The organism is Streptomyces sp. Alt3, from assembly GCF_030719215.1.
GTDB lineage: Bacteria > Actinomycetota > Actinomycetes > Streptomycetales > Streptomycetaceae > Streptomyces > Streptomyces glycanivorans.
Window position 1 is genome coordinate 4,014,585 of record NZ_CP120983.1, and the last position, 23,183, is coordinate 4,037,767.

Consider the following 23,183-nt stretch of genomic DNA (forward strand, 5'->3'; position numbering starts at 1 on the left):
GGGGTTCCTTCCGGTTGCGAGATCGATCGGTGGGCACGGCTCCCGGGCGGCGGATGCTTGGCGGTATCGAGGCCGCCCGGGGGCCGGTCAGCGGCGTTTGGCGTCGGACGCGATCTGGGAGCGCAGGACGACCGCGCATACGGCGACCGATGCGCTGGTGACGGCGACCGCCAGGAGCAGCGAGACCAGGACGGTGCCGACGACCAGGACTACGGCGGTACCGGCACCGACGAGCGCGACCGCAGTGCCGGGGGTCAGCTGTACGACCGGACGGGACGACTCAGGGGCGGCGGCGGGTGCCGGGGCAGGCGTGCCCGGCGTGATGGTGGTCGGCTGGACTACGGCGGGCGGGGTGACCAGGCCCGAGGGCTGCGGCATGGTCGGGATCTTGGGCTGGAACATGGGTGGTTCTCCTCTCCCGGGCGCGGGTTACTTGACGGCGGTGTCGATGACAGAGGCGAAGAGGCTGTCGGCGAGGAGGTAGCCGCCGAGGAGGAGCACGCAGATCAGCCACACCGGCGGACGGAAGAGCTTGATGCCGAGGTAGCCGACGACCAGCAGGGCGATCCAGAGGGGGATGTCCATGGACGCTGTCTCCTAACGGGCGGTGCAGCGGTGGGTACGGGCGGCGAGTTGGGCGGCGGTCCGGCTGGAGTAGTCGGCGGACCAGCCGCAGCGGTCGGCAGTGCAGACGGCGGCGTGGGCGGTGCGGCCGGTGCGGTCGCGGTGGGTGCCGATCTGCACGGGGCCGATACGCATCACGGAGTGGAAGCTGTCGCGGGCGGGCATGCCGGTCAGCCCCTGTCGGTCGTCGGGTCGGTGTACTGGGCGCGGATGCTGCGGGCGGTGGCCGGGTCGTCGACGCGCCGTGCGGCTTCCTCGGCGAGCAGGTGAGCGAGGAAGGGACGTCCGGCTGCGGCCATCTCACGCGCTCCGTCGAGGTAGTCGGCCACGGTCAGGTCGGCGGGATCGTGGGTCATCTCAGTTCTCCTTTGCAGTCAGCTGAGGCGGGCGGCGATGGCGTCGGCGAGATGGGGCGGAACGCCGAGGCGGGAGCGGAGGGTGTCGGTGTCGATCGGTGATCCGGTGCGGGTGCGGTACTCGTCGGCGACCTTGCGGGCGTGGTCGATCAGCACGGCGGGAACGGGCGTATCCGGGGACGGGGTCGGTGGCGAGGACAGGGCCGTTGCCGCAGGGAGTTCATAGGCCGGGGATGGGATCGGGGCGGCGTCAGGGACACGCGCCGGCTCGACGTCCTTCGTCTCCGTGACGGCGGCTGGCGGAGCTGACTCCGGCTTCCCCGACGAGTGGGCGAGGAGAGTGCCGCCGAGGAAGGCGAGTGCGGGCCATCCGGCGATGCCGAGCCGGAGCGGGGCCGGTGGGTCGGCCAGGTCGAGGAACCCGGCGGTGGCGACGTTGGCGCCGAGCGACGCGAACAGGGCGATCAGGAACCAGCACCAGGCCAACCGAGACGGACCCTCGCTGCGCAGCCGACGCCAGGCGGCGACAAGGAGCAAGTCGACGCTGACCGGGTAGGCCCATGCCTTCCAGCCGTCCTGTCCGGCCGCGGCGGCGAGGTCATGCACGTGGGCGAAGGACAGAGCTCCGGCGATAACCGCCTGGATCAACACCGCGTCGATCCGGAGACCGTGCCGGGCGCCCATCAGGAGTCCTCAGCGGGGTCGGAGTCGTCCGGGAACGTGCCCGGCGGCGGCTCCGGCAGCGACACGGCGAGGGACGGGCTGACGGCGTCCACGAAGTCGAGGTCGGCGCCGGCCATGTCGGCGTACAGGGCGAGTTGGCCGAGCAGAAGCACGGTCCGGGCGAAGTCCTCGCAGTCAGGGCACATGGCGGTTCTCCCTTCTCTGGGCATGGCAGTGGTAGGGACTCGGCGCGAAGACGGTCACGCCTACCGGGTGGGGGAGAGATCAGGCGGTGGCCGGAGAGGCCTTCGCCGATGGCACAAGCTCGGTGGAGGTGCCGGTGGTGGGCCGGAAAGGGGCCAGCTCGGGCAGGTCCGGGGTCCTGTCGGCGTACCGGTTGCAGAGGTTCACGGCCTGGCGGAGCGAGGTGTGCGGAGCGCGGATGCGATGCCAACCGCCGGACGCGTCTCCCGCGATGGCGAGGCCTCGCAGTTCGGCGGGAATCTGGATGGCGGCGAGGACCGCGTCCGGGGCGATGTCGCCGAAGGCCATGTTGGCGGAGGTCTCGTCGTTGAGACGGTGGGCGGTGCGGCCGGTGAGTTGGGCGCGGAGCATGGTGATGCCCTTGCCGAGTTCGGAGCCGAAGCGCTGTCCACAGATTTCGAGGTAGATACCGGCGGCGCGGCCGAGCTGCGCGAGACGGACCAAGGCGGTGATGATGCGGTCCCGCCGCCTCTCCTCCTCCTTCGTTGCGTACAGGGCGAGTTCGGCCACCTCGTCGACCAGGACGACGACCGGGGTCGGGCGGAGCTCATCAGGCAGGTCCCAGATGTCGGCGGCGATCTCCGCGTCCGGCACATCGACGGTGATGCGCTGCTGGGTACGGATGAGGCAGTAGACGTCCGCCATCCGCGCCACGAGTGCATCGAGGAGTTCGGCAGCGGTGTCCGGACTGTCGGCCAGCGCTGAGAACCGGCGCGCCAGCGGGAAGAGTTCGACCCCTTGCTTGCAGTCGAGGCCGACGAGAGCAACGTCCAGAGGAGCAAGGCCGGCGACCAGGTTGCGTTGGTAGACCGACTTGCCGGACTCCGTGGCGCCGAGGGTGAGGGCGTGAGGTATCGCGCGGTAGTCGCGGTAGTGCACCGACCCGTCCTCCCGAAGGCCGACCGGTACCCGCATCGCCCGGGTCTCCGTCTCAGCAGGCATCTGCACCCGCTTGAGCACGTCGTATCCGGTCATCCGCACCTCGACGACACCGGACCGCACCTCGCGTGAGGTCACGCCGAACATCGAGAACGAGTGCCGAAGTCGGTCCGAGGCCGTGGCGATGTCGAAGACGTCCTGGCCGGGTCGGAGCTTGAGTCGGAGGACCAGGCCGGTGCGAGTCGGCCGCAGTCGCCGGATACGCGGTGGGCGGGGCTCAGGTATCGGCCGGTTGGTGGCCCGAGCCAGAGATAGCCGCCACCGCGGCGGCGGAACGGTCAACCCGCACGCGTCCATGACCGAGCGGTATCGGACCAAGACCCGCAGCGCGGCCAGGGTGACCCCGAAGGCCAACCAGTACCAGGCGGGCCGCCGCCACCGCAGGAGACCCGCAGCGGCGACGACCAGCACCAGAGCGACCGTGAAAGCGGTCATGATCAGGCCGCCTTCGACCCTGCGGCGGCGACGTCGGCGAGCGAGGTGACCGCGACCGCGCGGAACGCGATGCCGTGCCGCCGCTGACCGTTGAAGTCGTTCTCCCACGGACGAGCGACCAGGCCGGTGAGCGCGACCGGCGTGCCCATGGACAGCTCACCGCTGATCCCGGGCTGCGGAACGGTGACGGACAGGATCTCCACCTCCTCGTTCGCCGCGAACATCACGTCCACCGTCATGAGCTGGGCACCGGTCTCCATGTCGGTGGCGATCTCACCGGTGCGGCGGTCACGGACCTTGACCTGCGGAGTCTTGGCGACCATCACGACAGCGCTGGAGGTGTTGACGGGAATCTGACGCACAGCAGATCACTCCTCTATAGATGCTGAACTCCGCCACTCATGTATATGAGTGACATGAAGAAGAGTGCATGACTCCTGTACATGAGTCAACCCGCCGCGAAGAAGAACTCACGACGGGTTGCGGGAAGTTGAGCGGCCGTCAGTCGTCGGCAGGAATCCGATACTCGAAAACGAACTGGTCAGCGGCCATGAGCGTGTCGCACACCTCGACCACCCGACCCGCGGTCGTACGGGCCTCCCGGATCAGGTGAACCACGGGCGCGCCAGGGCTGAGCGCCAGTTCCGACGCCTCCGACTTCGAGGCCGGGCGCGCTTGCAGCGTCTCGACGAACTCCGCGAACTCATGCCCGTGGTCTTCGAGTCGGGCATAGATGCCGCCGCCACCAGGGTTCTCGGAGAACAGCTCCGGGATCTCTTTCACCACGTCCCAGGGCAGGTACGACGAGGCGGTCTCAACCGGGGTGCCGTTACGGAAGTAGAGGCGCCGGCGGGCCAACACCTGTGTACCGGCGGGAACGCCCAGGCGCTCGGCGGCATCCTCGGGCGCGTCCATAGGACCGATGTAGAGGACGCTGACTTTGGCGGTGGCGCCGGACTGTGCGGACTCCGCGAGGTAGGCGGCCTGGCCACCCTGCCGGAGCGAGCGCCGGAAGCGATCGGACGAGCGGTGCCGTACGGGGGGCCGGTTCTTCACGATCGAGCCCTTGCCGTGCCTGGTCTCGACGAGCCCACTCGCCCGTACCTCGACCATGGCCTTACGGATCGTCCCGCCGGAGACGCCGTAGCGGTCCACCAGCTCGGATTCGCTCGGCACCATGTCGCCGGCCTTGAGAACCCCCGCGCGGATCTGCTGCACGAGGTCATCAGCGATCTGCACATACCGAGGACCGGAACCGGCCCCTCCCGCCGCAGTTCCCATAGTCCTTCCCTGCCTCCTATGCTCCTCTACATGAGTCAACCACAGGAAGCGACGCCCACTCCCCTGCACTCCGTGTCCGTCGCCGGAGTAGTGGTGCGCGAGGACGGCCGCCTCCTGGGGATCCGCCGAGCCGACAACGGCACCTGGGAGCTCCCCGGCGGCATCCTCGAACTCAACGAGACACCGGAAGCCGGCGTTGCCCGCGAGGTCTGGGAAGAGACAGGCATCCACGTCGAGGTGGACCAGCTCACCGGCGTCTACAAGAACACGACCCGAGGCATCGTCGCCCTGGTCTTCCGCTGCAAGCCCTCCGGCGGCACCGAGCGCACTTCAAGCGAGTCGACCGCCGTCTCCTGGCTCACACCCGACGAGGTCAGCGAGCGCATGGCCGAGGTCTACGCGGTCCGCCTCCTGGACGCCCTGGACGGCAACGGCCCTCACGTGCGGAGCCACGACGGCAAGCAGCTCATCACAGCGGGATAAGACTTTCTCTACTTCATCAAGGCCCGCGCACGGCGCGGGCGCGCGCCGCCTCTGCGGCGCGGCCTGCCTCCTGTCTCCGCCCCGGCTGGCCGCGCCCGGCGGCGCGCTCGGCGGCTGCGGGCATGAAGTAGGAGACACCCTCTGTGGCTGGGGCGGTCGGCTCCACGGCTTTAGGCAGCCACTTTGGGGCGAGCCTCTAAGATCATGGCCCCAACGTCGTGCTTTGACGGGCAGGTCCACGGACTGCCCGACGCGCCGGAAGCTTAAGGGGCCATGATCACTCGCCCCAAAGCAGCTCCAGCCCAAAGCCGCTCCACCGACCTCGACATGGAATCTGCCCCCAAAGGAAACCTAAAAAAGCTCGTAGGGGCAGCCCCCGCTTGGGGCCACCCCTACGACTGCAGTCTACGTGTACACCGTTCTTCACCTATCGAGCTACAGCGTGACAGAGAACCTCCATAGACCGAGTTGCCTGCTTCACGGCTGCTTGCGATTGGCGCGTTATGCGTTCTCGCGGTTTCCGTGACCCCTGTAACGCAACGAGGAGGCCTTGGACAGCGCTCTTCAACCTGCTCAGGACGCGATCCAGCCGGTGAAGCATTAGCCTCGATCGCAGGTCGAGCGGACCAAGGGCCTCTCGCGCTGCATCCAACGCCAGCTCCAGTGGCCCATCTGCATGGTGCAGGTACATGCGCAGACATGCCACGGCTGCTTCAAGTTGCTGCTTCTTATCCTCGGGATCGTCTGCCCGCGCCGCAGCCTCCAGGTGCCCTTTAGCGTAGAAGAATTGCTCGAACCCTTCTAACAGGGCACCATCCAGATTCTTCATCTTACGCCGCTTTAGTTCGGCGATTTCAGACATTTCTGCCACGGATGGCAGCGAGTAGCCGGAGCCGCTGTGAGTTACCGCGTCGAGTAATCGACTTACGCCCGCACGCGGTTCGGACCAGACGTCATCCTGACCTAATTCGTACCCCGGACCGCTGTGGGTCAGGGCATCTAAGAAGCGAGTTCTCATACTTACACGCCACCTTCCTCAGCAGTTGAACGACCGACGGCCATTCTCGTTACGCCAGGCTGCATCTCTTCTGATTGCTGAGATGGCTCCGTCATGGTCGCGTGCTGAGTCATCGCGAGCCCGGGCGCCGCTCGCTGCCATTTGTCTAGAATGGCAGGCGCCCCCGCGCCAACCACTATTGCCCCAAAGACGCCTAGTTGATCCGTTGCGGCAAGCCCCCATGCAACGCCAGCGCCTAATAAGATCCGTATGGCCTCACCAGTGAAATACATCGGCGTTGTCGGCCCGTTCTTGACTTTCCAGGGCCATTGGTTCCGCATCTGCAGGTGCTTGTAGAGGGTCACCATTGACACCAACGCTCCGCCGACAGCGCCATAGCAGAGCATCTGCCCGTGCAGCATTGGACTCCCCCAGGTGTCGCGGCTCAAGCCTGCGATCTACCAGACTAGCGCCGACTCCTCCGACTGTCATACACCTGATGTATCATTCCGGCCGCCGCAGCACGGTGTGGCAGACCACAGGCATCCGCTACATGGCGTAAGCCCAGGTGGACTGGGCGTAGTGCAACTTCAGCCGTTGCGTCTCGATCATGCACGCGGCCGAAAATCGTCTCTCCGGATGCCGCAGCTATCCCACCCCCCTTGAACTCGGCACCCTCAAATGAGGGTGCGTATGAACGGCGTTGCTCGTAACCGAGAGGGCGGGTGTCTAACTGCGTGACAACGCCGGCGAAGGCCTACGAACCATTGGTCCAGGTGAGGGCCACACCGCACGCCCAAGACGCCGCGCCCACCCGAGTTACTTCGGGACGAAGCAGTCCTCAGGGGCCGTTCAAGGTCGACGAAAGTCGGCCAGCAAAGCCAGAAGCCCATGGCATCTGATCTGGTCAGAGCCATGGGCCTCTCTGGTGTGTTGGTCTGCGGGACTGTAGATCAATAGGCGGACTCATGCGGATCGCTCGTTGCCCGGAGGTGGCCGCGGCTCGTTGCGACGCGGAAGATGTCCCGCAGTGCCCCGGTCAGCTCTTTGGCCAGGCACCGCATCTCGTCAAGGGACGTGTCCTGGTTTCCGAGAACTTCTGAGGCCTCTTCCAACAGTTCCCTTGCCGTGCCGAGTTGGATCGCTTCGATGCCGTCCGCGAGGCGGGACATGTAGCCGTCCGGGTCGTCGGTGCTCAGGTAGCAGGGCTTGTCCCCCGGGCCAGACCATGGGAGGAGCCGAAGCTCGTTCGGTGTTGTCATCCTTGGGTTGGCCTCTCGTTGAGCACGTGGTGGGCGGTGAAGACAGCGTCGACTCGGTCTCCCGGAAAGGCCAGGAGCGCGGCTTCTACGACGCGGCCGTTGGCGTCGGTGGCGATGCGCGTGATCGCGAGAACCGCCATGTTGTTTCCGATGCGGAGGGCCGACGCTTCGTCTGGGGTGGGAGAGCGGGCGGAGACCGTCTCTCGGATGGTGGCCGGCGACGGGCCAAGGACGGCGAATCGCGTTACTGCCTCCCGGCACACGGAGTCGTCGTCGAGGACTCCGGCCGGGGCCAGGTCGCGCGGGATGTAGATGCGGGCCAGGCCGTGCGGCGCCCCTTGTTCGAGGCTGAGGCAGGTGAACTCGGCGAGAGGGCTGCCCGTCGGCACTTTCAGCAACGTCGTCAGCTGCACGGAGGCCGGAACCGTGGTGCTGCGAACCGTAATGCGCATCGTGGGCCCAGCGGCGGTCCAGGGGTCCAGCGTGCCCCAGCCTCCGACGTACATGATCTTGCGGCGGGGGTGACGGACGTAGTTGCCCTTGCCGTGGATTTTTTCGACGAGTCCTTCGCCCTGGAGCACGGCGAGAGCACGTCGCAAGGTCACCGTGCTGACCCTGTACCGGGCGGCCAGGCCGGCTTCGGACGGGAGGCGTTCGCCAGGCTTGACGCCGCCCGTCGTGATCTGGTGGCGTAGGTCGTCGGCGATGTCGTGATGGCGTCGGGGCACGGAGCCAGTCACCGCCTTCTCAGCAGTCGCAGGGCGATGAGCCAGGTACGGGCGTGTATGGCCAGCAGTTCGCCCGACTCGAAGACCAGTTGCTTGGCCCCTTGAGGGAGCTGGAAGAGGTCGCTCACTCGGCAGGCCTGACCGCCCAGTTGGATGATGTCGCCGCGCTGCACGGTGGCCGCAGTGACCTCGACGGTGGAGACCAGCGCGCCGCCGGGGGCTGGGGTCCTCATACCACCGCCCCCACGGGCACGGACGGGTCGGGGGTCGAGTGGCACGGGCAGATGCACTCCTCGTAGATCACCGGTACGTCGTCCGTCGTCGCAGGCGGGGACGGCTCGATGCAGGAGTGGTGCGTCCCGATCCAGCAGGCGATCGAGCGGTAGGGGACTGAAGTCGTGTCCGTTGGGTGCGGTTGCCGGCGAGGAGGCATCAGTGGGCCCCCGCGAGGGCCGACCAGGCATCGGCCGGCAAGTGTGGGGCGACGAACACTGAGCGCGTCCGTGCACGCTGCTCTTCCCACGCCAGCAGGTACGGACGGACAAGCGCGACGTCCTCTCCCCTCAGCGGGTAACGGTGTAGCGGGCCGACGGGAATCCGCCTCAGGGCGACGGTCGAAGCGTCAGCGGGCGCGGGGCAGGTGAGAGGGGCCAGCGGCCGGGCGGGCGTTAAGGGGCGGCGGTGCCGACCGTTAGGGAAGCACCGCGCTCTGGTGCGCGCGATGGCTTGGCGGATACGGTTGAACATGCTGTTCAGCTCCTATCGCTGATAGCCCGGTCCCCCGACGTCGCCTGTCGTGGGGACCGTTTTACGTACGACCGCCCATAAGGTGCGGCCGTTCAAGCTGGTGGCCACAAGCCCGAACCGGTCGGCATCGGCCACCGCGTCCAGGACCTCCTGCCATGAATCGGCAGAGAGCGTGTCCGGTACTTCTGCCTCGACCGTCGTGAACCGGGTGTGCTCCTCCACGCGCGGGCGTAGGCCAGCGGCAGACAAGCGGGCGGCGATAGCCGCCGCGGTCACTTCCGAAGCGGACACAGCACACCCTCCGTTGCCAGCGATCACTTTCAGTGAAGCTAGTTAACTAGATTAGAGCTAGTGGACTAGATTTTCCATATGTCTGAGCAACCGCCGTACCTCCGCATCGCCGACGAACTCCGGCAGCGCATCGCGGAGCACGTCTGGGAACCGGGCGACCGTCTCCCATCCCGCGCCCAGATCGGCCAGGAGTGCGGCGTGGGCGAGAACGTGGTGCGCAGGGCACAGGAGTTGCTGATCTCCCAAGGCGTGCTGGAAGGCCGGGCCGGATCGGGGACCTATGTCGCCGAGCCCCGGGAGCGCGTGAGAGTCGTCCGGTCGTCGGCACGTGAGCAGCCCAGCGGGTCCCCGTTCCGCCAGGACATGAAGGCCCTTCGCCTACAGAGCGACTGGGAGAGCCGGACCGACGCCAAGGTGCCGGCCCCGGCGGAGATCGCGACGCGGCTCGGCATCGTTGAGGGGGAGCTGTGCGTGCGGACGACGTACGAGTTCCTTGCGGACGGGAAGCCGGTTCAGCTGTCGACGAGTTGGGAGCCGTACGCCGTCACTGGCGGAACCCTCGTCGTTCTCCCCGAGGGAGGGCCCCACGCGGGGGCCGGGGTCGTGAACCGCATGGCCGAGATCGGAGTCACCATCAGCCACGCGGTGGAGCAGCCCGAACCGAGGCACGCGACCGCCGAGGAAGCATCACTACTCGGCATCCAGAAAGCCGCGCTCGTGACGCACATCCGGCGGACGTACTACAGCGACGACGGCCGCCCCGTGGAGACGGCGGACATCGTGGTGCCCGCAGCGCACTGCGAGATCGTCTACGAGATCCCGATCAACCGCTGACGAGCTGCCCAGGCAGCTCCGAAGCCGTGGCCCAGCCGTGCCCCCTGCGTGCCCCTTCCGTGCCCGACAGAGCGGGAAACCAGAGGGAACAGCGGTGCCTGGCGGGGAACGGGCATGGCAAAGGCCCCCGACCATACGTACTGGTCAGGGGCCTTTCGCCTGCGGTGGGTGTGGGATTTGAACCCACGGTGACATCGCTGCCACGACGGTTTTCAAGACCGTTCCCTTAGGCCGCTCGGGCAACCCACCCCGCGTCGTCACCGCACCCCCGGTGGCCGGGGGACGGCTCGATGCGTGGAACAGCCTAGCCGGTCAGCTGTCGCCCTTGCGCTCGCCCAGGGTCAGTTCGGCCGTCTCCGTCCTACCGTCGCGCGTGTAGGTCAGCGTGACCTTGTCGCCCGGCTTGTGGGTCCAGATCTCGCCGATCAGCGTCGGCCCGCTCTCGACCGCCGTGTCGTTGAACTTGGTGATCACGTCGCCGGCCTTCAGCCCGGCCTTGGCCGCGGGGCCGTCCGGGGTGACGGCAGGGGTGCCGCCCGCGCCCTCGTCCGAGATGACGGCGCCTCCGGTCTTCTCCTCCATCGTCACCGTCGCGCCGATCACCGGGTAGACGGGCTGGCCCGTCCTGATCAGCTGCTCGGCGACGTTCTTGGCCTGGTTGACCGGGATGGCGAAGCCGAGGCCGATGGAACCGGCCTGGGACTGGCCGACGCCGCCGCCGCTGGTGGACTGGATGGCGGAGTTGATGCCGATGACGGCGCCGCCCGCGTCCAGGAGCGGTCCGCCCGAGTTGCCCGGGTTGATCGAGGCGTCGGTCTGCAGGGCGCTCATGTACGAGTTCTTGTTGCTGGAGCCGTCACCGGATGCCACCGGGCGGTTCTTCGCGCTGATGATGCCGGTGGTGACCGTGTTGGAGAGGCCGAACGGGGCTCCGATCGCGATGGTTGAATCACCCACCGCGACCTTGTCGGAGTCCCCCAGGGCCAGCGGGGTCAGCCCGTCCGGGGCGTCCTTCAGCTTCAGCACGGCCACGTCGTAGCCCTGGGCCCGGCCGATCACCTCGGCGTCGTACTTCTTGCCGTTCGAGAACGTCGCGGTCAGCTGACCGCTGTCCGCCGCGGAGGCCACCACGTGGTTGTTCGTGAGGATGTGGCCCTCCTTGTCGTACACGAAGCCGGTGCCCGTGCCGCCCTCGCCGTCGCCGGACTTCGCGTCGATGGTGACCACGCTGGGCAGGGCGCTCGCAGCCACACCCGCGACGGTGCCGGCCTCGCGCTTGAAGTCCTTCGGGCTGTTGGAGGCCGCGACCGTGGTCGACCCCGAGGAGCCGGAGCCGCTGCTGTCGGCGGCCCAGTAGCCGAGGGCTCCGCCGACGCCGCCGGCGACCAGTGCCGCCACCGCGACCGCGGCGACCAGGCCGCTCGCGCGGCGCTTGCGCGGCTGCTCGTCCGAGGGCACCGGGGCTCCCCAGGCCGGGGGGCTCCCGCCGTCGGCGTACGAGGGGACGGCGGGCGGGGGCGGCGGCCAGGCGGCCGACCCGGCCGGAGGCTGCTGAGGCGACGGCGGCGCGTACGGGTACTGCTCGTGCGCGGCGGTGGACGGGTCGGCGCCCTCCTGGTGCGCCGCACCAGGGACCTGCGCCGTCGGTGCGTCCGCGGGTGCGGCAGGCGGCGCCTGCGGCGCGGGCGGGGCTCCCTGCGGGGTGCCTTCGGGAGCGGCAGCCGGCACGGGAGGTGCGGACGGAACAGACGGTGCGGACGGAACCGCGTTGCCCTCGTTGCCCTCGTTCTCGGTGCTCACAGCTCTTTACTCCTCGGTTCCACTCGGCATTCGGCAAGAGATCCGCTGTGCACGTGTCTGCGGTCAGCTTTTCCCACAGCACGTCAGGCCACTGTAAACAGGACCTGTGCATCCGCACACCAATCTTTACATCAGGCAAAACGGTCGCACGCGACAAGGTGTCGGCAGCCGACGCGTCTCGGTGACACGATGACGCGGTGACCGACGCACGCCTACCCTCACCACAGCCTCCCATCCAGGTCATCGCGCACCGCGGGGCCTCGGACGACGCCCCCGAGCACACCCTGGCCGCGTACCGGAAGGCCGTCGAGGACGGTGCGGACGCCCTGGAGTGCGATGTCCGCCTCACCGCGGACGGACAGCTCGTCTGTGTGCACGACCGCAGGGTGAACCGCACGTCCAACGGCCGCGGCGCCGTCTCCGCCCTGGAACTGGCCGACCTCGCCGCCCTCGACTTCGGTTCCTGGAAGGACCACGAGGAGTCCCCCGACTGGGACCCCGTGCCGGGCGAGCTCACGTCCGTACTCACCCTGGAACGGCTCCTCGAACTGGCCCACGACGTCCGCGCCACCGGCCGGCCGCTCCAGCTGGCCATCGAGACGAAGCACCCCACGCGCTGGGCGGGACAGGTCGAGGAACGGCTGCTCCACCTGCTCAAGCGGTTCGGACTGGACGCACCGCCCGCGGACGGACCGTCGCCGGTACGCGTCATGAGCTTCTCCGCACGGTCCCTGTACCGCGTGCGGGCCGCCGCCCCCACCCTTCCCACCGTGTTCCTGATGCAGTTCGTCTCACCGAGGCTGCGCGACGGACGGCTCCCGGCCGGGGCCCGGATCGCCGGCCCGGGGATGCGGATCGTACGCAATCACCCCGGCTACATCGAACGGCTGCACAGGGCGGGGCACCGGGTGCACGTCTGGACCGTGAACGAGCCGGAGGACGTCGAGCTCTGCGTACGCCTCGGAGTGGAAGCAATCATCACCAACCGGCCGAAACAGGTGCTGTCGCAACTTGGCCGTTCTTAGCACCCGTCACAGGAGGTGCACCGGCGCATTCACTCCGCAATCGATCGTTACGAGTGCATCACTGACACAGGCGTGGCCGGTTTCCGGCGCAGTCCAGGAGGGCATCCAATCCGTGGCGTGGGGCGAAGGAGGTCTCGGGGGTGGCGTTTGTGGTGGCACAAGAAGTGCCGACGTCGTCGAGCATGGCCGTACCCCATGGCCCTGCGGGCGTGGGGCAGGCACGGCACCGTATGCGTGAGCAATTGCGCAGCAACGGGGTCTCGGACACCGTGGTCGACGACGCAGTACTGATCCTTTCCGAACTCCTCAGCAATGCCTGCCGGCACGGCAGACCGCTGGGGAAGCACTCGGAGGTGGGGGACGGCGACATCCGTGCCGCATGGCGCGTGGACAGACGTGGCGACCTGACCGTCGAGGTCACGGACGGCGGCGGGCCGACCAGGCCGGTCCCCTCCACACCGTCGGTCACGGCTCGCGGCGGACGCGGACTGAACATCATCAGCGCCCTCGCCAAGGAGTGGGGCGTACGGGACGACACGGTCGGCGAGGTCACCGTCTGGGCCCTGGTGTCCTCGGGCAGGCACGGACACGGCGGCTTCCCCACGGCGGCCCCGGGCCCCGCGAGGTCCGCACGCCGCGGCCGGTCCAAGCTGGACGGGCTGCACGGGATGAGCGGGTTCGGCTCGCTCGACGGCCTGGAACTCGCCGACGTTCTCGACGCCTTCGACGACGCGGGCTGAGAGCGGCACGCCACGCGGTGCCGCGCAGTGGCCCGCGAGGCTGCCGCGGCAGGAGTGCCCCGGCGACGACAGGGACGGCTAGGCTCGCGCCCGAGACCGCACTGTCGCAATCGGGAGAACGCCCACCATGGCCAAGAAGCGCACTCAGTCCAAGGCCGGGAAGCCGCAGCTCAAGGACGGTGAAATCCCGGTCGTCGGAGCTCGTGAGCCCTGCCCGTGCGGTTCGGGCCGCCGTTACAAGGCGTGTCACGGACGCGCCGCCGCCCAGGCCGTGACCGAGCTGGTCCAGCGTCCCTTCGAGGGAATCGCCGGGGAGTGCGACTGGATCGCCCTGCGCGAGCTGGTCCCCGCCGCCACCGTCGAGCTGACACTGAAGGGCGGTCTTCCCGACGGCGTCCCGTCCGTGTCGCTCGCCACGGTGCTGCCGATGGCCTGGCCGGCGCTCCGCCGTGACGACGGCTCGGTCCTGCTCGCCCTGCAGAACGACACCTCTTCCGGCGACCTCAGCCGCGATCTCGCGGACACCCTGCAGCGCGCTCTGGAAGCCGAGCCCGGTTCGCCGGTCACCGCCCGGCGGGTGCCCGCCGACGGCCCGCGCCTGCAGGACGTACTCGACCCCGACGCCGCGTTCGAGCCCGTCGTGCACTCCGGGTTCGAGTTCTGGGTCCCCGACGCGGAGAACGCCACGGCGGAGGTGTCCGCCTCCCTGGAGCGTGCCAACGCGGCGGCCATCCCGACCACCCGGCTCTCCGGGGTGGACGCCGCCTACTGGTGCGAGACGCCGGAGAAGAACCACCTGCGCTGGGTGATGCCGCACCCCGAGGAGCAGCTGCTCGACGCCTTGGCCCGGCTGCACGCCGCGGGCACCTCGTCGCTCGGCGAGGGGACCCGTCTGGTGGGCTCGTTCCGCGCCCACGGGCTGATGGTCCCGGTCTGGGACCTGCCGAGCGCGATGGGTGCCGAGGAGTGCGAGAAGCCCGCGGCGCAGTTCGCGGAGCGGCTCGTCGAGGCCCTCGCCTCGGACGCTCCGCTGACGGGCGAGGAGCGCCGCGCACGCGGCGGGCTCACCAACCGCCAGGTCACGCTCAGCTGACAGTGACGAGAGCCGGGACGTGACGGTGACTCCTGTCACAACTCCCCGTACCCGTCGGTAAATCGCTGTCCGAATAGGCGAGATCGAATTTGCTAACGGCAGATCTCTTGTTACGGTTCTGGAAGTCCGGTCGCTGGTGCATCCCCCGTCGCCAGCGGCCGGACGTTCTCGTTTCCGGGCCCGGACCGCCGGGGCGTACGCCGGAGCACTCGGCGTACCGGCGCGCCTGCGCACTCCGCCCGGACCCGCATCCGCCTCAGCGCCGGCGCATCCGTCCCCCAGGCCCACCCGGGGCAACCGCCTCGCCGGGCCGCCGCAGACGGACTTCGCACCGCGCGCCCACCGGCCGTACCGGCATCCGCTTTCGGACAGAAACCCGGGCTCGCCGCCGGGTACCGCGCTCGAGCCCCCGGCGCGGGAGAATACACACCGGTGGCATCGCGGGCACCGTTCTCCCGGGCACCGTGTGAAGGCCGCCGTGGGATCCCGTTCCGGACCGCCGAGCAGTCGTCAGAAAGCCTGCGGGATCCCGTTCCACTGGTGGTGCGATCACATGCGCGGGGCTCTCTACGACCGCTCGGTCACGCGGGTGGGCCGGGCGGCACCACACCCTCATCAGAGGGTGAGCCGCCCGCCGTTCCCGCGTCCGTACATCCTCGACCACTCAGTACGTGAGCCTGCTGCCGCCGTCCGGAGCGCTGTTGCTCGCCTCGACGAGCGCGTCCAGGACGGATTCCACGTCCGGAAGCCACACCTCGTCGCTACCGCTCTCCGGCGCACGCTCCCAGCGCACCTGCCCCGTACCCACCTCTGACGGAGGCAGGACGAGATAGCCGCCCTCCCCGTGGAACCGCAGAGAGCTGGGCACCCGGTCCTTGGCGTGCAGCAGTTCACCGAGACGTTCCAGGGTGTACGGAGCGACCAGCAGCGACCACCTGGTGGGTGTCGCCACCACGGGGCCGAGCCGCAGCCCCATGCCGTCGAGCGCGGTCAGCGCCCGGGCGCCCGCGACGGCCGGCAGGCTCAGGGCGCAGGGCGCCTGTCCACCGGTGGCCAGGAGGACGGGAGCGGTGGGCCGGTTGGTCCACCACCAGCGCACCATGCGGGCGTCGGTGGTCGCCGCGAGGAGGCCGGGATCGAAGGGGTGTGCGCCGGGTACGGCGCACTCGGGGTCGGGGCAGGCGCAGCCACGGCCGCGTCCGCCGCCTACGGCCCCCGTCGCCAGCCCTGCTCCGGGGAGCACGGGCCACTTCCGGGCGGTGGCACAGATCAGCGCCGCGTCGAGCTGGGCGGAACTTCCCTTGCGCCGGGGCCGGTGCCTGCGTCGCCTTCCGAGGATCTCGCGCATGAGCGCTCGTTCCTTTCCGTTGAACGCCGAGGTCCACATCGCACCACGTGTTCGTTACACCACGTGTGCGTCTCTTCGCTTTGCGTGCTCGCCCATCGGGACTGCGGTACGGACGGTCGTCGGTGCCGAGCGTGAGCCGAGCAGAGCAGAGTGGAACCGAACAGAATGGAGCTGATCCGAGTCGAACCGGGTTGAGCCGAGCCGAGTCCAGTCAGTACATCGCGCGGTCGGCGTGCGCATCGCGCGTGCCGTCCCTTGTGCAACCCCGCAACTCGGGGGTGGGCGGGCAGCCGTCATGTGTGTGGACGCCCGGGCTCGCTGTCGGGTTCCGGGGCGGTCTCAACTGCCCCTGGCCATCCACGATTACGTACCCAGCATGCCCGGGATGACGCTCCCTCCGGCATTTCACCCCGAGGGTGCCCCCTGTCAAGCGCCCCCAGTCGATCGCAAAATGCGGCCCGGGGGTGCATTTTCCGGCCAAGTTAAGCGTCTCACGGACACCATAAATACCGTAAGGACAATGCTGGACATCGCCTTACTTTTGCGTGTACATGTGGGGGCGTGTACATGTGGTTGCACCGATAGCGGCGCAGCACGACATGGGGGTTTGCGATGCTATTCGACGGAACGCACCAGTCGGAAAGCCGACTGCCATGAGCGCCCCCCATCCTCCGAAAGTGGCTGGAATCGATTCCATGGTTCCCGTTTCAACGCACACTGCCGCGCCGCTGGAAGGTGCGACCGCCGCGCCGGGAGCCTTCATCCAGGACCGGCTGGCCGGGTGGGTGTCCGACCTCACCACACTGCACGAACTCACCGAACGACTGGCCGGGACCGGCACGCTGGACGGCGCCCTGCACGAGATCCTGAGCGCCGGGGCGGCCCTCGTCGGAGCCGGACGGGGACTCCTCGTCCTGGAACCCTCCGACGGCGACGGGCCGTCCCGCACGATCGGGCTCGGCCTCGCCCACGCCGAACTGGGACACATCGAGACGGTGCCCCGCAGCGCCACCGCACACGGCCGGTTCCTCGAAGGCCTGCCCGATACCGACGGCCCCCTGGCCAGCCCCGACATCCTCGGCGACACCGGCCTGGACCCCCGCTGCCGCGAGGTCGCGGCCCGCCTCGGCTACGCCGCCAGCTACACACAGCCCCTCACCACCGTGGCCACGGGACGGCTGGGCGCGGCCGTCTGGCTGTACGACGAACCCGTCGAGCCGCTGGAACGCCAGTGCCATCTCGTCGGGGTGTACGCCCGCTACGCCGCCGAGCACCTGGCCCGCCTGCTCGAACTCGAGCGCGCCAGGGCGGAAGCCGCCTCGATCACCGAGGAACTCCGCCCCGGCAGACTGCCCCGGGTCCCCGGAGTGCGCCTGGCCGCCCGCCACCTGGCCGCCCCCGAGGGCGGCGGTGACTGGTACGACGCGCTGACCCTCCCGGACGACGCACTCGGCCTGGCCGTCGGCTCGGTGGGCGGCTCGGGTGCCTCCGCCCTGGCTGCCATGGGCCGGCTCCGCGCAGGCCTGCGGGCCTACGCCGTGATGGAGGGCGAGGACCCCGTCGCCGTACTCTCCGATCTGGAGCTGCTGCTGCGGCTGACCGAACCGGCTGCCGCGGCGACCGCCCTCTACGCCTACTGCGAACCGGGCCGGCGCACGATCCTGCTCGCCGGCGCCGGGCACACCCCGCCACTGGTGACCGGCGACCGTCGCACCGAGTTCGTGGAGACGACGCTCTCCGCACCCCTGGGAATGCTCTCCTGCTGGGAGGCACCGAGCGTGGAATTCACGCCGCTGCCCGGCGAGACGGTGCTGTTCTACACCGACGGACTGCTGCGCCGTACGGGGAGCGGCACGGACCGTGCCTTCGCACGGCTGCACTCGGCCGCGGCCGGTGTGCCGAAGGTCCTGCGCCAGGATCCCGGGGCCGTCGCGGACCACATCCTGCGGGCCGTCCTGCCCGACGGCCAGGACAGGAGCGGCGGCACGGAGGACGTCGCCCTGCTGGCCGTGCGCTTCGACTGAGGCGGCTTCCCACCGTAAGAGGTCTTCCGGCACTGGGCCCCCTTCCGTACAGCCGTACGATGGGGATGGTCCAGTGTCGTACAAGGAGGACAAAACGTGTCTGAGGAGCTCGCCCCGGAGACCCCGGAAACAGCAGAAGCAGAGCCGATCAAGCAGCGGAAGAACGGCCTGTACCCGGGCATTTCCGATGAGCTCGCCGAGAACATGAAGTCCGGCTGGGCCGACACCGAGCTGCACGGTCTGGAGCCGGTCGCCCAGGCCTCGTACACCGCCGCCCGCCGCGCCGCGCTCTCCGCGCGCTTCCCCGGCGAGCGGCTCGTCGTCCCCGCGGGCAACCTGAAGACCCGCTCCAACGACACCGAGTACGCCTTCCGCGCCTCCACCGAGTACGCCTACCTCACCGGCGACCGGACCCAGGACGGCGTCCTGGTGCTCGAACCGGCGGACGGCGGACACGAGGCGACGGTCTACCTGCTGCCCCGGTCCGACCGCGAGAACGGCGAGTTCTGGCTCGACGGTCAGGGCGAGCTCTGGGTCGGCCGCCGCAACTCCCTCACCGAGGCCGAGCAGCTGCTCGGCATCCCGGCGAAGGACGTCCGCGAGCTCCCGGCGGCGCTGGCCGAGGCCACGGGCCCGGTGCGCAACGTCCGCGGACACGACGCGGACATCGAGGCCGCCCTCAAGGACAAGGTCACCGCGGAGCGCGACGAGGAACTGCGCGTCTTCCTCTCGGAGGCACGCCTGGTCAAGGACGCCTTCGAGGTCGCCGAACTGCAGAAGGCCTGCGACGCCACGGCGCGCGGCTTCGAGGACGTCGTGAAGGTCCTCGACCGGGCCGAGGCCACGAGCGAGCGCTACATCGAGGGCACCTTCTTCCTGCGTGCCCGCGTCGACGGCAACGACATCGGCTACGGCTCGATCTGCGCGGCAGGCCCGCACGCCACCACGCTGCACTGGGTCCGCAACGACGGCGCGGTCCGCTCCGGTGAGCTCCTGCTCCTCGACGCGGGCGTGGAGACCGACGAGTACTACACCGCCGACGTGACCCGGACGCTGCCCATCAACGGCACGTTCTCTCCGCTGCAGCGGAAGATCTACGACGCCGTCTACGAGGCCCAGGAGGCGGGCATCGCCGCGGTGAAGCCCGGTGGCGACTTCCGCGACTTCCACGACGCCGCCCAGCGGGTCCTCGCCGAGAAGCTGGTCGAGTGGGGTCTGCTGGGCGACCTCTCCGTCGAGAAGGTCCTGGAGCTGGGCCTGCAGCGCCGCTGGACGCTGCACGGCACCGGCCACATGCTCGGCATGGACGTCCACGACTGCGCCGCCGCGCGGACGGAGTCGTACGTCAACGGCACCCTGGAGCCCGGGGTCTGCCTCACCGTCGAGCCCGGGCTGTACTTCCAGGCCGACGACCTGACCGTGCCCGAGGAGTACCGGGGCATCGGCGTGCGCATCGAGGACGACATCCTCGTGACCGAGGACGGCAACCGGAACCTGTCCGCCGCGCTGCCCCGCCGGTCCGACGAGGTCGAGGCCTGGATGGCCCGGCTCAAGGGCTGACACGACCGGCGCGGGCGACCGCGCCCCGTGCGCCGGAGGGCGCGCTGCTCAGGACACCATGAGCAGCGCGCCCTCCCGCCATTTCAGGACCTTGTCGAAGCTCACCACCGCACCACGTCCCGGCCGGTTGCCGAAGTGGACGTGGTCGGCGAGCTCCTCGATCAGACAGAGACCGCGACCGCTCTCGGCCGTGTCGGGGGGGCGCGTCGCGGTGCGTGTGCGCGCGGGTTCGCCCGTCGGGTGCGCGGCGGACGGCTGCTGGTCCGACGGACATCCGGCGGATGCCTGTGCGGCGGTGCGAAGCGCGCGCCGGGACGGGAACCCCGGCCCCGAGTCGGCGACTTCGATACGGCATTTCTCGCCGTCCAGATAGGCCGTCACCCGGTACTGCCCGCAGGGCTTGCCGGACTTCCTGCCACCGGCGGGGACGAGGTCCGTGCCCGGCTCCCCCTGGTCCCCGCCATGTTCGACGGCGTTCGCACAGGCTTCGCTGAGCGCGACCGAGAGGTCGTAGGAGATGTCCGGATCCACGCCCGCCGTCTCCATGGTGCCGAGCAGGAAACGCCGGGCGAGCGGGACGCTCGCAGCTTCGCGCCGCAAATGGAGTGACCACCACATGCTCATGCTCCAGCCTCCTGGCTGCGGCTCGACATACCGTTACGTATTGCCGCGATGAGCACGTCGTAAGCACGGATCCGCTGTGACAGCGCTCATTCGGCGGATGCGGATATTCCGCTCACCGGTGTATGACGTGCCCGGGTCACCGCCACGGAGCGTCCACGAACAGGTGCAACACGCCCTGATCACTCCCCGATGGGGACGGATGCCGACCTTCCGGACCTGCCGTACGGAGGCATGGTGCCCAGTGGGATGATGACCCGGCCATGTCTATGCCTGTCGCACGCGCCGGAGCCGGTATGCGGCTTTTGAGGACCGCGGTGTTCACCGCGGTCTGCGTCGTGCTCGCCTCCGCCGGACATGGCCTCGCCGCGGGCGTGAGTGTGCCCGGGTGGAGTCTGCTGGCCGGCTTCGCCGGAGTCTTCGCCGCCGCGGCGCTCCTCGCCGGACGCGAGCGGACCCTCCTGTCGATCACCGCCGCCCTCGCGGCCGGACAGCTCGCCCTGCACGTCCTCTTCGGGCTCGGGAGCCACGCGTCGGCCGCCGCGACCGGTTCGGGGGACGACTCGTTGATCCGCTTCGCCGCCGGGCTGGTGTGCGGAGCCGGGCCGGCGCAGCTGAGCGCCGGTGAGGCACACCGCATCGTGACCACCGCGGGCATCGACCCCGCGACGGTGGGCCAGGGACACACCCACCCGGGGGCGGAGGCGGCGGCCTCCTCGGCCGACCCGACGCTCCTGGCCTCGGTCATGTCCGGACTGCCCAGCCTCCCCATGTTCCTGGCGCACCTGCTCGCCGCGCTCGCCACCGGCTGGCTGCTGCGCCGTGGCGAGATCGCGCTCTTCCGGCTGGCCAGGCTCTCCGCACAGGGCGGACGGCAGCTCGCCGCCGGGGCCAGGCTGCGCGCGCTGCGAGCGGCGCTGGCACTCGTACGCGCGCTGCGTGCGGGACTTCCCGGGCGGCCCACGACCGGGCCGCGTGTGCTCCGCAGCGCCGTCGACGCCGCCCTGCCGGCTACCGGTGACCCCCTTCAGCACATGGTGATCAGGCGCGGCCCGCCGCCCGTATACGTACGCGCAGCCTGACGCGACCCCTCCGCCGGGATTCCGGTGAGGAGGTGGTCGTGATGCCGTCGCGCCTCCGCGCGCCGGACCACCTTTTCTCATGCCTCGTGGAGTGATCCCTGTCATGAACGTTTCCCGCATCGCCCTCGTCGGCGGCGTCGCCGCGTCCACCGTCCTGCTGCTCGCCGGTACCGCCTCCGCGCACGTCAGCGTGCAGCCGCAGGGCGAGGCAGCCAAGGGCGGCTACGCCACCGTCAACTTCAAGGTCCCCAACGAGCGCGACGACGCCTCCACGGTGAAGCTCGAGGTCAGTTTCCCCACCGACCACCCGCTGGCCTCCGTCAGCCCCCAGCCCGTGGCCGGCTGGAAGATCGACGTCACCAGGAGCAAGCTGGCCAAGCCGCTGGAGGTGCACGGCAAGAAGATCGACGAGGCGGTCTCCAAGGTCACCTGGACCGCGGACGACAAGGGGATCGAGCCCGGCTTCTTCCAGCAGTTCCCGCTCTCGGTCGGGCAGCTGCCCGAGGACACCGACCAGATGGTCTTCAAGGCGCTCCAGACGTACAGCAACAAGGAAGTCGTCCGCTGGATCGAGGAGCCCGCCGAGGGTGGCGAGGAGCCCGAGAGCCCTGCCCCCGTGCTCGCGCTGTCCGCCCCGGCGGCCGACGCCCACGGTGCCACGGCGGACGACAAGAGCGGCGAGGCGGCTGAGGAGAAGACGACGGCGTCCTCGGACGACACCTCCTCGTCGAACAGCGACAGCACCGCCCGTGTCCTGGGCATCGTCGGCATCGTCGTGGGCGTCGCCGGTGTCGCCTTCGGCGTGCTCGCCGGCCGTCGCCGCAACGCCTGATCCCACCGGCTCCACCAACCCGTATCCACAGATCAGGAACTCAGCTCCATGCACAGCAAGAAGACGGTGCTGGCCGCGGCGTTCGCCGCCGTGGCCGCACTGACCCTGTCGGCCTGCGGCGGCGGAGGGGACTCGGCGGACAACTCCGTCGCCGAGGTCTCCTCCGGGACCGGATCCGCACCCGCGACCGTGCTCGACCAGCCGTTCACCAAACCCGATCTCGTCCTCACCGACACGCACGGCGAGAAGTACGACCTGCGCGAGCAGACCAAGGGCAAGCCGACCCTCATCTACTTCGGCTACACCAACTGCCCCGACGTCTGCCCGCTGACCATGAGCAACATCGCCGTGGCCAAGCGCGCTCTGCCCGAGGCGGACCAGGAGAAGCTCCAGGTCGTCTTCGTCACGACGGACCCCGAGCGGGACACCCCGGCGTCCCTGGGCAGCTGGCTCAAGGCACAGGACCCTGGCTTCACCGGCCTCACCGGCGACTTCCCGACCATCCAGGCGGGGGCGCAGCAGATCGGCATCGGCATCGACCCGCCGAAGAAGGAGAAGGACGGCACGGTCGTCTCGATGCACGGGGCCCAGGTGATCGCGTTCTCCCCCAAGACGGACAAGGGGTACGTGCTCTACAGCGAGGACACCACGGCCGAGGACTACACCGAGGACCTCCCGAAGCTCGTCAAGGGGGAGACCCCGTGAACCGCCGGACGGCCGTCGTCGGCGCCCTGGTCCTCACCACCGGCCTGGCGCTGACGGCGTGTTCCTCGGACAGCGTGCCGCGGCTGGAGGTGACCGGCGCTTTCATGCCTCAGCCCGTCAGCGACATGGCTGCCGGTTTCCTCCTCGTGAAGAACAGCGGCGGCACCGCCGACCGGCTCACCTCGGTGACCAGCTCGCTCTCGGACAACGTGTCCATCCACGAGACGAAGAACAACACGATGCGGATGGTCACGTCGTTCGAGGTGCCCGCCGGCGGCGAGCTCGACCTCGAACGCGGCGGCAACCACATCATGTTCACGGAGCTGAAGCAGCAGCCCAAGCGGGGAGAGACGGTCTCCGTGGAACTGCACTTCGAGAAGGCCGACCCCATCACGGTCGACATTCCCGTGAAGGAGACCACCTACAACCCGAAGAAGCAGTGAGGTACT

The 23,183-nt window shown here is 69.3% G+C and carries 27 protein-coding genes and 1 tRNA gene; 11 read left to right on the forward strand and 17 right to left on the reverse strand.

All coding sequences use genetic code 11. From position 1 onward, the window contains the following. Nucleotides 1-87: 87 nt before the first annotated feature. The 9 genes from P8A20_RS17625 to P8A20_RS17665 form a co-directional block, all read right to left on the reverse strand. A complete protein-coding gene (locus tag P8A20_RS17625) occupies nt 88-402 on the reverse strand; it encodes a SpdD-like protein (RefSeq protein WP_306103836.1) in 315 nt (104 codons plus the stop codon). Nucleotides 403-429: 27 nt separating this feature from the next. Then, nucleotides 430-585, reverse strand: coding sequence for a hypothetical protein (locus tag P8A20_RS17630; protein ID WP_306103837.1), 156 nt, complete (start codon nt 583-585; stop codon nt 430-432). Nucleotides 586-597: 12 nt separating this feature from the next. After that, nucleotides 598-789 carry a mobile element transfer protein gene (locus P8A20_RS17635; protein WP_056702241.1) on the reverse strand — a complete coding sequence of 64 codons (192 nt, stop codon included), beginning with the start codon at nt 787-789 and terminating at the stop codon, nt 598-600. A gap of 5 nt (nt 790-794) precedes the next feature. Continuing rightward, complete coding sequence (locus P8A20_RS17640; RefSeq protein WP_126931169.1) at nt 795-980, reverse strand: hypothetical protein; 186 nt, start codon at nt 978-980, stop codon at nt 795-797. Between the two features lie 18 nt (nt 981-998). Next, a complete protein-coding gene (locus tag P8A20_RS17645) occupies nt 999-1,664 on the reverse strand; it encodes a DUF2637 domain-containing protein (RefSeq protein ID WP_306103838.1) in 666 nt (221 codons plus the stop codon). After that, nucleotides 1,664-1,849, reverse strand: a complete 186-nt coding sequence (locus P8A20_RS17650; RefSeq protein WP_098898778.1) for a hypothetical protein — start codon at nt 1,847-1,849, stop codon at nt 1,664-1,666. Before P8A20_RS17650 ends, P8A20_RS17645 begins: the two co-directional genes overlap by 1 nt. 79 nt (nt 1,850-1,928) lie before the next feature. Beyond that, nucleotides 1,929-3,281, reverse strand: a complete 1,353-nt coding sequence (locus P8A20_RS17655; protein WP_306103839.1) for an FtsK/SpoIIIE domain-containing protein — start codon at nt 3,279-3,281, stop codon at nt 1,929-1,931. A 2-nt stretch (nt 3,282-3,283) separates the two neighbouring features. Beyond that, nucleotides 3,284-3,643, reverse strand: a complete 360-nt coding sequence (locus P8A20_RS17660; RefSeq protein WP_306103840.1) for an SCO3933 family regulatory protein — start codon at nt 3,641-3,643, stop codon at nt 3,284-3,286. A gap of 139 nt (nt 3,644-3,782) precedes the next feature. Continuing rightward, the gene (locus P8A20_RS17665) at nt 3,783-4,562 is read right to left on the reverse strand and encodes a GntR family transcriptional regulator (protein ID WP_306103841.1); all 780 of its coding nucleotides are present in this window, start codon (nt 4,560-4,562) and stop codon (nt 3,783-3,785) included. 18 nt (nt 4,563-4,580) lie between these two features. Here P8A20_RS17665 and P8A20_RS17670 point away from each other — a divergent pair, with 18 nt between their 5' ends. Continuing rightward, nucleotides 4,581-5,045 carry an NUDIX hydrolase gene (locus tag P8A20_RS17670; protein ID WP_306103842.1) on the forward strand — a complete coding sequence of 155 codons (465 nt, stop codon included), beginning with the start codon at nt 4,581-4,583 and terminating at the stop codon, nt 5,043-5,045. A 1,950-nt stretch (nt 5,046-6,995) separates the two neighbouring features. Here the strand turns inward: P8A20_RS17670 and P8A20_RS17675 are convergent. The 4 genes from P8A20_RS17675 to P8A20_RS17690 form a co-directional block, all read right to left on the reverse strand. Next, nucleotides 6,996-7,304 (reverse strand): hypothetical protein, encoded by a 309-nt coding sequence (locus tag P8A20_RS17675; protein ID WP_306103843.1) that lies wholly within the window; start codon nt 7,302-7,304, stop codon nt 6,996-6,998. Further along, nucleotides 7,301-8,044, reverse strand: a complete 744-nt coding sequence (locus tag P8A20_RS17680; protein ID WP_306103844.1) for a GntR family transcriptional regulator — start codon at nt 8,042-8,044, stop codon at nt 7,301-7,303. The genes P8A20_RS17675 and P8A20_RS17680 overlap by 4 nt, the downstream gene beginning before the upstream one ends. Then, nucleotides 8,041-8,265: a hypothetical protein gene (locus P8A20_RS17685; protein WP_306103845.1), complete on the reverse strand. Its 225-nt coding sequence runs from the start codon at nt 8,263-8,265 to the stop codon at nt 8,041-8,043. The genes P8A20_RS17680 and P8A20_RS17685 overlap by 4 nt, the downstream gene beginning before the upstream one ends. Nucleotides 8,266-8,791: 526 nt before the next feature. Next, nucleotides 8,792-9,070, reverse strand: a complete 279-nt coding sequence (locus P8A20_RS17690) for a hypothetical protein (RefSeq protein ID WP_306103846.1) — start codon at nt 9,068-9,070, stop codon at nt 8,792-8,794. A 78-nt stretch (nt 9,071-9,148) separates the two neighbouring features. Here P8A20_RS17690 and P8A20_RS17695 point away from each other — a divergent pair, with 78 nt between their 5' ends. After that, nucleotides 9,149-9,904 (forward strand): GntR family transcriptional regulator, encoded by a 756-nt coding sequence (locus P8A20_RS17695; RefSeq protein WP_306103847.1) that lies wholly within the window; start codon nt 9,149-9,151, stop codon nt 9,902-9,904. 162 nt (nt 9,905-10,066) lie between these two features. On the opposite strand, the gene P8A20_RS17700 is transcribed toward P8A20_RS17695, so the two are convergent. Then, a tRNA-Ser gene (locus P8A20_RS17700) sits at nt 10,067-10,153 on the reverse strand. Between the two features lie 63 nt (nt 10,154-10,216). Beyond that, entirely contained in the window at nt 10,217-11,704 is a 1,488-nt protein-coding gene (locus tag P8A20_RS17705; RefSeq protein ID WP_306103848.1) for a S1C family serine protease, read from the reverse strand. A 197-nt stretch (nt 11,705-11,901) separates the two neighbouring features. Here P8A20_RS17705 and P8A20_RS17710 point away from each other — a divergent pair, with 197 nt between their 5' ends. The 3 genes from P8A20_RS17710 to P8A20_RS17720 all read left to right on the forward strand — a co-directional run bounded on the left by P8A20_RS17710 (nt 11,902) and on the right by P8A20_RS17720 (nt 14,562). Continuing rightward, on the forward strand, nt 11,902-12,729 hold the full coding sequence (locus P8A20_RS17710; protein ID WP_147958514.1) for a glycerophosphodiester phosphodiesterase: 828 nt from the start codon (nt 11,902-11,904) through the stop codon (nt 12,727-12,729). 140 nt (nt 12,730-12,869) lie between these two features. Further along, a complete protein-coding gene (locus P8A20_RS17715; protein ID WP_147958516.1) occupies nt 12,870-13,469 on the forward strand; it encodes an ATP-binding protein in 600 nt (199 codons plus the stop codon). A 127-nt stretch (nt 13,470-13,596) separates the two neighbouring features. Next, on the forward strand, nt 13,597-14,562 hold the full coding sequence (locus P8A20_RS17720; protein ID WP_147958517.1) for a DUF5926 family protein: 966 nt from the start codon (nt 13,597-13,599) through the stop codon (nt 14,560-14,562). Nucleotides 14,563-15,226: 664 nt separating this feature from the next. Here the strand turns inward: P8A20_RS17720 and P8A20_RS17725 are convergent. Next, a complete protein-coding gene (locus tag P8A20_RS17725) occupies nt 15,227-15,910 on the reverse strand; it encodes a bifunctional DNA primase/polymerase (RefSeq protein ID WP_147958518.1) in 684 nt (227 codons plus the stop codon). Nucleotides 15,911-16,509: 599 nt separating this feature from the next. Here P8A20_RS17725 and P8A20_RS17730 point away from each other — a divergent pair. Next, nucleotides 16,510-17,934, forward strand: a complete 1,425-nt coding sequence (locus tag P8A20_RS17730; protein ID WP_371606777.1) for a PP2C family protein-serine/threonine phosphatase — start codon at nt 16,510-16,512, stop codon at nt 17,932-17,934. A 96-nt stretch (nt 17,935-18,030) separates the two neighbouring features. Beyond that, entirely contained in the window at nt 18,031-19,494 is a 1,464-nt protein-coding gene (locus tag P8A20_RS17735) for an aminopeptidase P family protein (RefSeq protein WP_306103849.1), read from the forward strand. Nucleotides 19,495-19,542: 48 nt separating this feature from the next. Here P8A20_RS17735 and P8A20_RS17740 read toward each other — a convergent pair whose 3' ends face one another. Then, the gene (locus P8A20_RS17740; RefSeq protein ID WP_147958521.1) at nt 19,543-20,118 is read right to left on the reverse strand and encodes an ATP-binding protein; all 576 of its coding nucleotides are present in this window, start codon (nt 20,116-20,118) and stop codon (nt 19,543-19,545) included. A gap of 260 nt (nt 20,119-20,378) precedes the next feature. Between P8A20_RS17740 and P8A20_RS17745 the strand changes: the two genes are divergently transcribed. The 4 genes from P8A20_RS17745 (at nt 20,379) to P8A20_RS17760 (ending at nt 23,177) form a co-directional block, all read left to right on the forward strand. Continuing rightward, nucleotides 20,379-21,197, forward strand: a complete 819-nt coding sequence (locus P8A20_RS17745; RefSeq protein WP_147958522.1) for a hypothetical protein — start codon at nt 20,379-20,381, stop codon at nt 21,195-21,197. Between the two features lie 103 nt (nt 21,198-21,300). After that, nucleotides 21,301-22,029, forward strand: coding sequence for a YcnI family copper-binding membrane protein (locus P8A20_RS17750; RefSeq protein ID WP_147958523.1), 729 nt, complete (start codon nt 21,301-21,303; stop codon nt 22,027-22,029). A gap of 48 nt (nt 22,030-22,077) precedes the next feature. Continuing rightward, complete coding sequence (locus tag P8A20_RS17755) at nt 22,078-22,734, forward strand: SCO family protein (RefSeq protein WP_306103850.1); 657 nt, start codon at nt 22,078-22,080, stop codon at nt 22,732-22,734. Beyond that, nucleotides 22,731-23,177, forward strand: coding sequence for a copper chaperone PCu(A)C (locus tag P8A20_RS17760; protein ID WP_147958525.1), 447 nt, complete (start codon nt 22,731-22,733; stop codon nt 23,175-23,177). Before P8A20_RS17755 ends, P8A20_RS17760 begins: the two co-directional genes overlap by 4 nt. The last annotated feature ends 6 nt before the right edge of the window (nt 23,178-23,183 follow it).

Excerpts from the sequence above, each read along its gene's own strand:
- P8A20_RS17625 (WP_306103836.1), bottom strand. The coding sequence starts at position 402 with ATGTTCCAGCCCAAGATCCCGACCATGCCGCAGCCCTCGGGCCTGGTC.
- P8A20_RS17630 (WP_306103837.1), bottom strand. The coding sequence starts at position 585 with ATGGACATCCCCCTCTGGATCGCCCTGCTGGTCGTCGGCTACCTCGGC.
- P8A20_RS17635 (WP_056702241.1), bottom strand. The coding sequence starts at position 789 with ATGCCCGCCCGCGACAGCTTCCACTCCGTGATGCGTATCGGCCCCGTG.
- P8A20_RS17640 (WP_126931169.1), bottom strand. The coding sequence starts at position 980 with ATGACCCACGATCCCGCCGACCTGACCGTGGCCGACTACCTCGACGGA.
- P8A20_RS17645 (WP_306103838.1), bottom strand. The coding sequence starts at position 1,664 with ATGGGCGCCCGGCACGGTCTCCGGATCGACGCGGTGTTGATCCAGGCG.
- P8A20_RS17650 (WP_098898778.1), bottom strand. The coding sequence starts at position 1,849 with ATGTGCCCTGACTGCGAGGACTTCGCCCGGACCGTGCTTCTGCTCGGC.
- P8A20_RS17655 (WP_306103839.1), bottom strand. The coding sequence starts at position 3,281 with ATGACCGCTTTCACGGTCGCTCTGGTGCTGGTCGTCGCCGCTGCGGGT.
- P8A20_RS17665 (WP_306103841.1), bottom strand. The coding sequence starts at position 4,562 with ATGGGAACTGCGGCGGGAGGGGCCGGTTCCGGTCCTCGGTATGTGCAG.
- P8A20_RS17670 (WP_306103842.1), top strand. The coding sequence starts at position 4,581 with ATGCTCCTCTACATGAGTCAACCACAGGAAGCGACGCCCACTCCCCTG.
- P8A20_RS17675 (WP_306103843.1), bottom strand. The coding sequence starts at position 7,304 with ATGACAACACCGAACGAGCTTCGGCTCCTCCCATGGTCTGGCCCGGGG.
- P8A20_RS17685 (WP_306103845.1), bottom strand. The coding sequence starts at position 8,265 with ATGAGGACCCCAGCCCCCGGCGGCGCGCTGGTCTCCACCGTCGAGGTC.
- P8A20_RS17695 (WP_306103847.1), top strand. The coding sequence starts at position 9,149 with ATGTCTGAGCAACCGCCGTACCTCCGCATCGCCGACGAACTCCGGCAG.
- P8A20_RS17720 (WP_147958517.1), top strand. The coding sequence starts at position 13,597 with ATGGCCAAGAAGCGCACTCAGTCCAAGGCCGGGAAGCCGCAGCTCAAG.
- P8A20_RS17725 (WP_147958518.1), bottom strand. The coding sequence starts at position 15,910 with ATGCGCGAGATCCTCGGAAGGCGACGCAGGCACCGGCCCCGGCGCAAG.
- P8A20_RS17730 (WP_371606777.1), top strand. The coding sequence starts at position 16,510 with ATGGGGGTTTGCGATGCTATTCGACGGAACGCACCAGTCGGAAAGCCG.
- P8A20_RS17740 (WP_147958521.1), bottom strand. The coding sequence starts at position 20,118 with ATGAGCATGTGGTGGTCACTCCATTTGCGGCGCGAAGCTGCGAGCGTC.
- P8A20_RS17745 (WP_147958522.1), top strand. The coding sequence starts at position 20,379 with ATGTCTATGCCTGTCGCACGCGCCGGAGCCGGTATGCGGCTTTTGAGG.
- P8A20_RS17750 (WP_147958523.1), top strand. The coding sequence starts at position 21,301 with ATGAACGTTTCCCGCATCGCCCTCGTCGGCGGCGTCGCCGCGTCCACC.
- P8A20_RS17755 (WP_306103850.1), top strand. The coding sequence starts at position 22,078 with ATGCACAGCAAGAAGACGGTGCTGGCCGCGGCGTTCGCCGCCGTGGCC.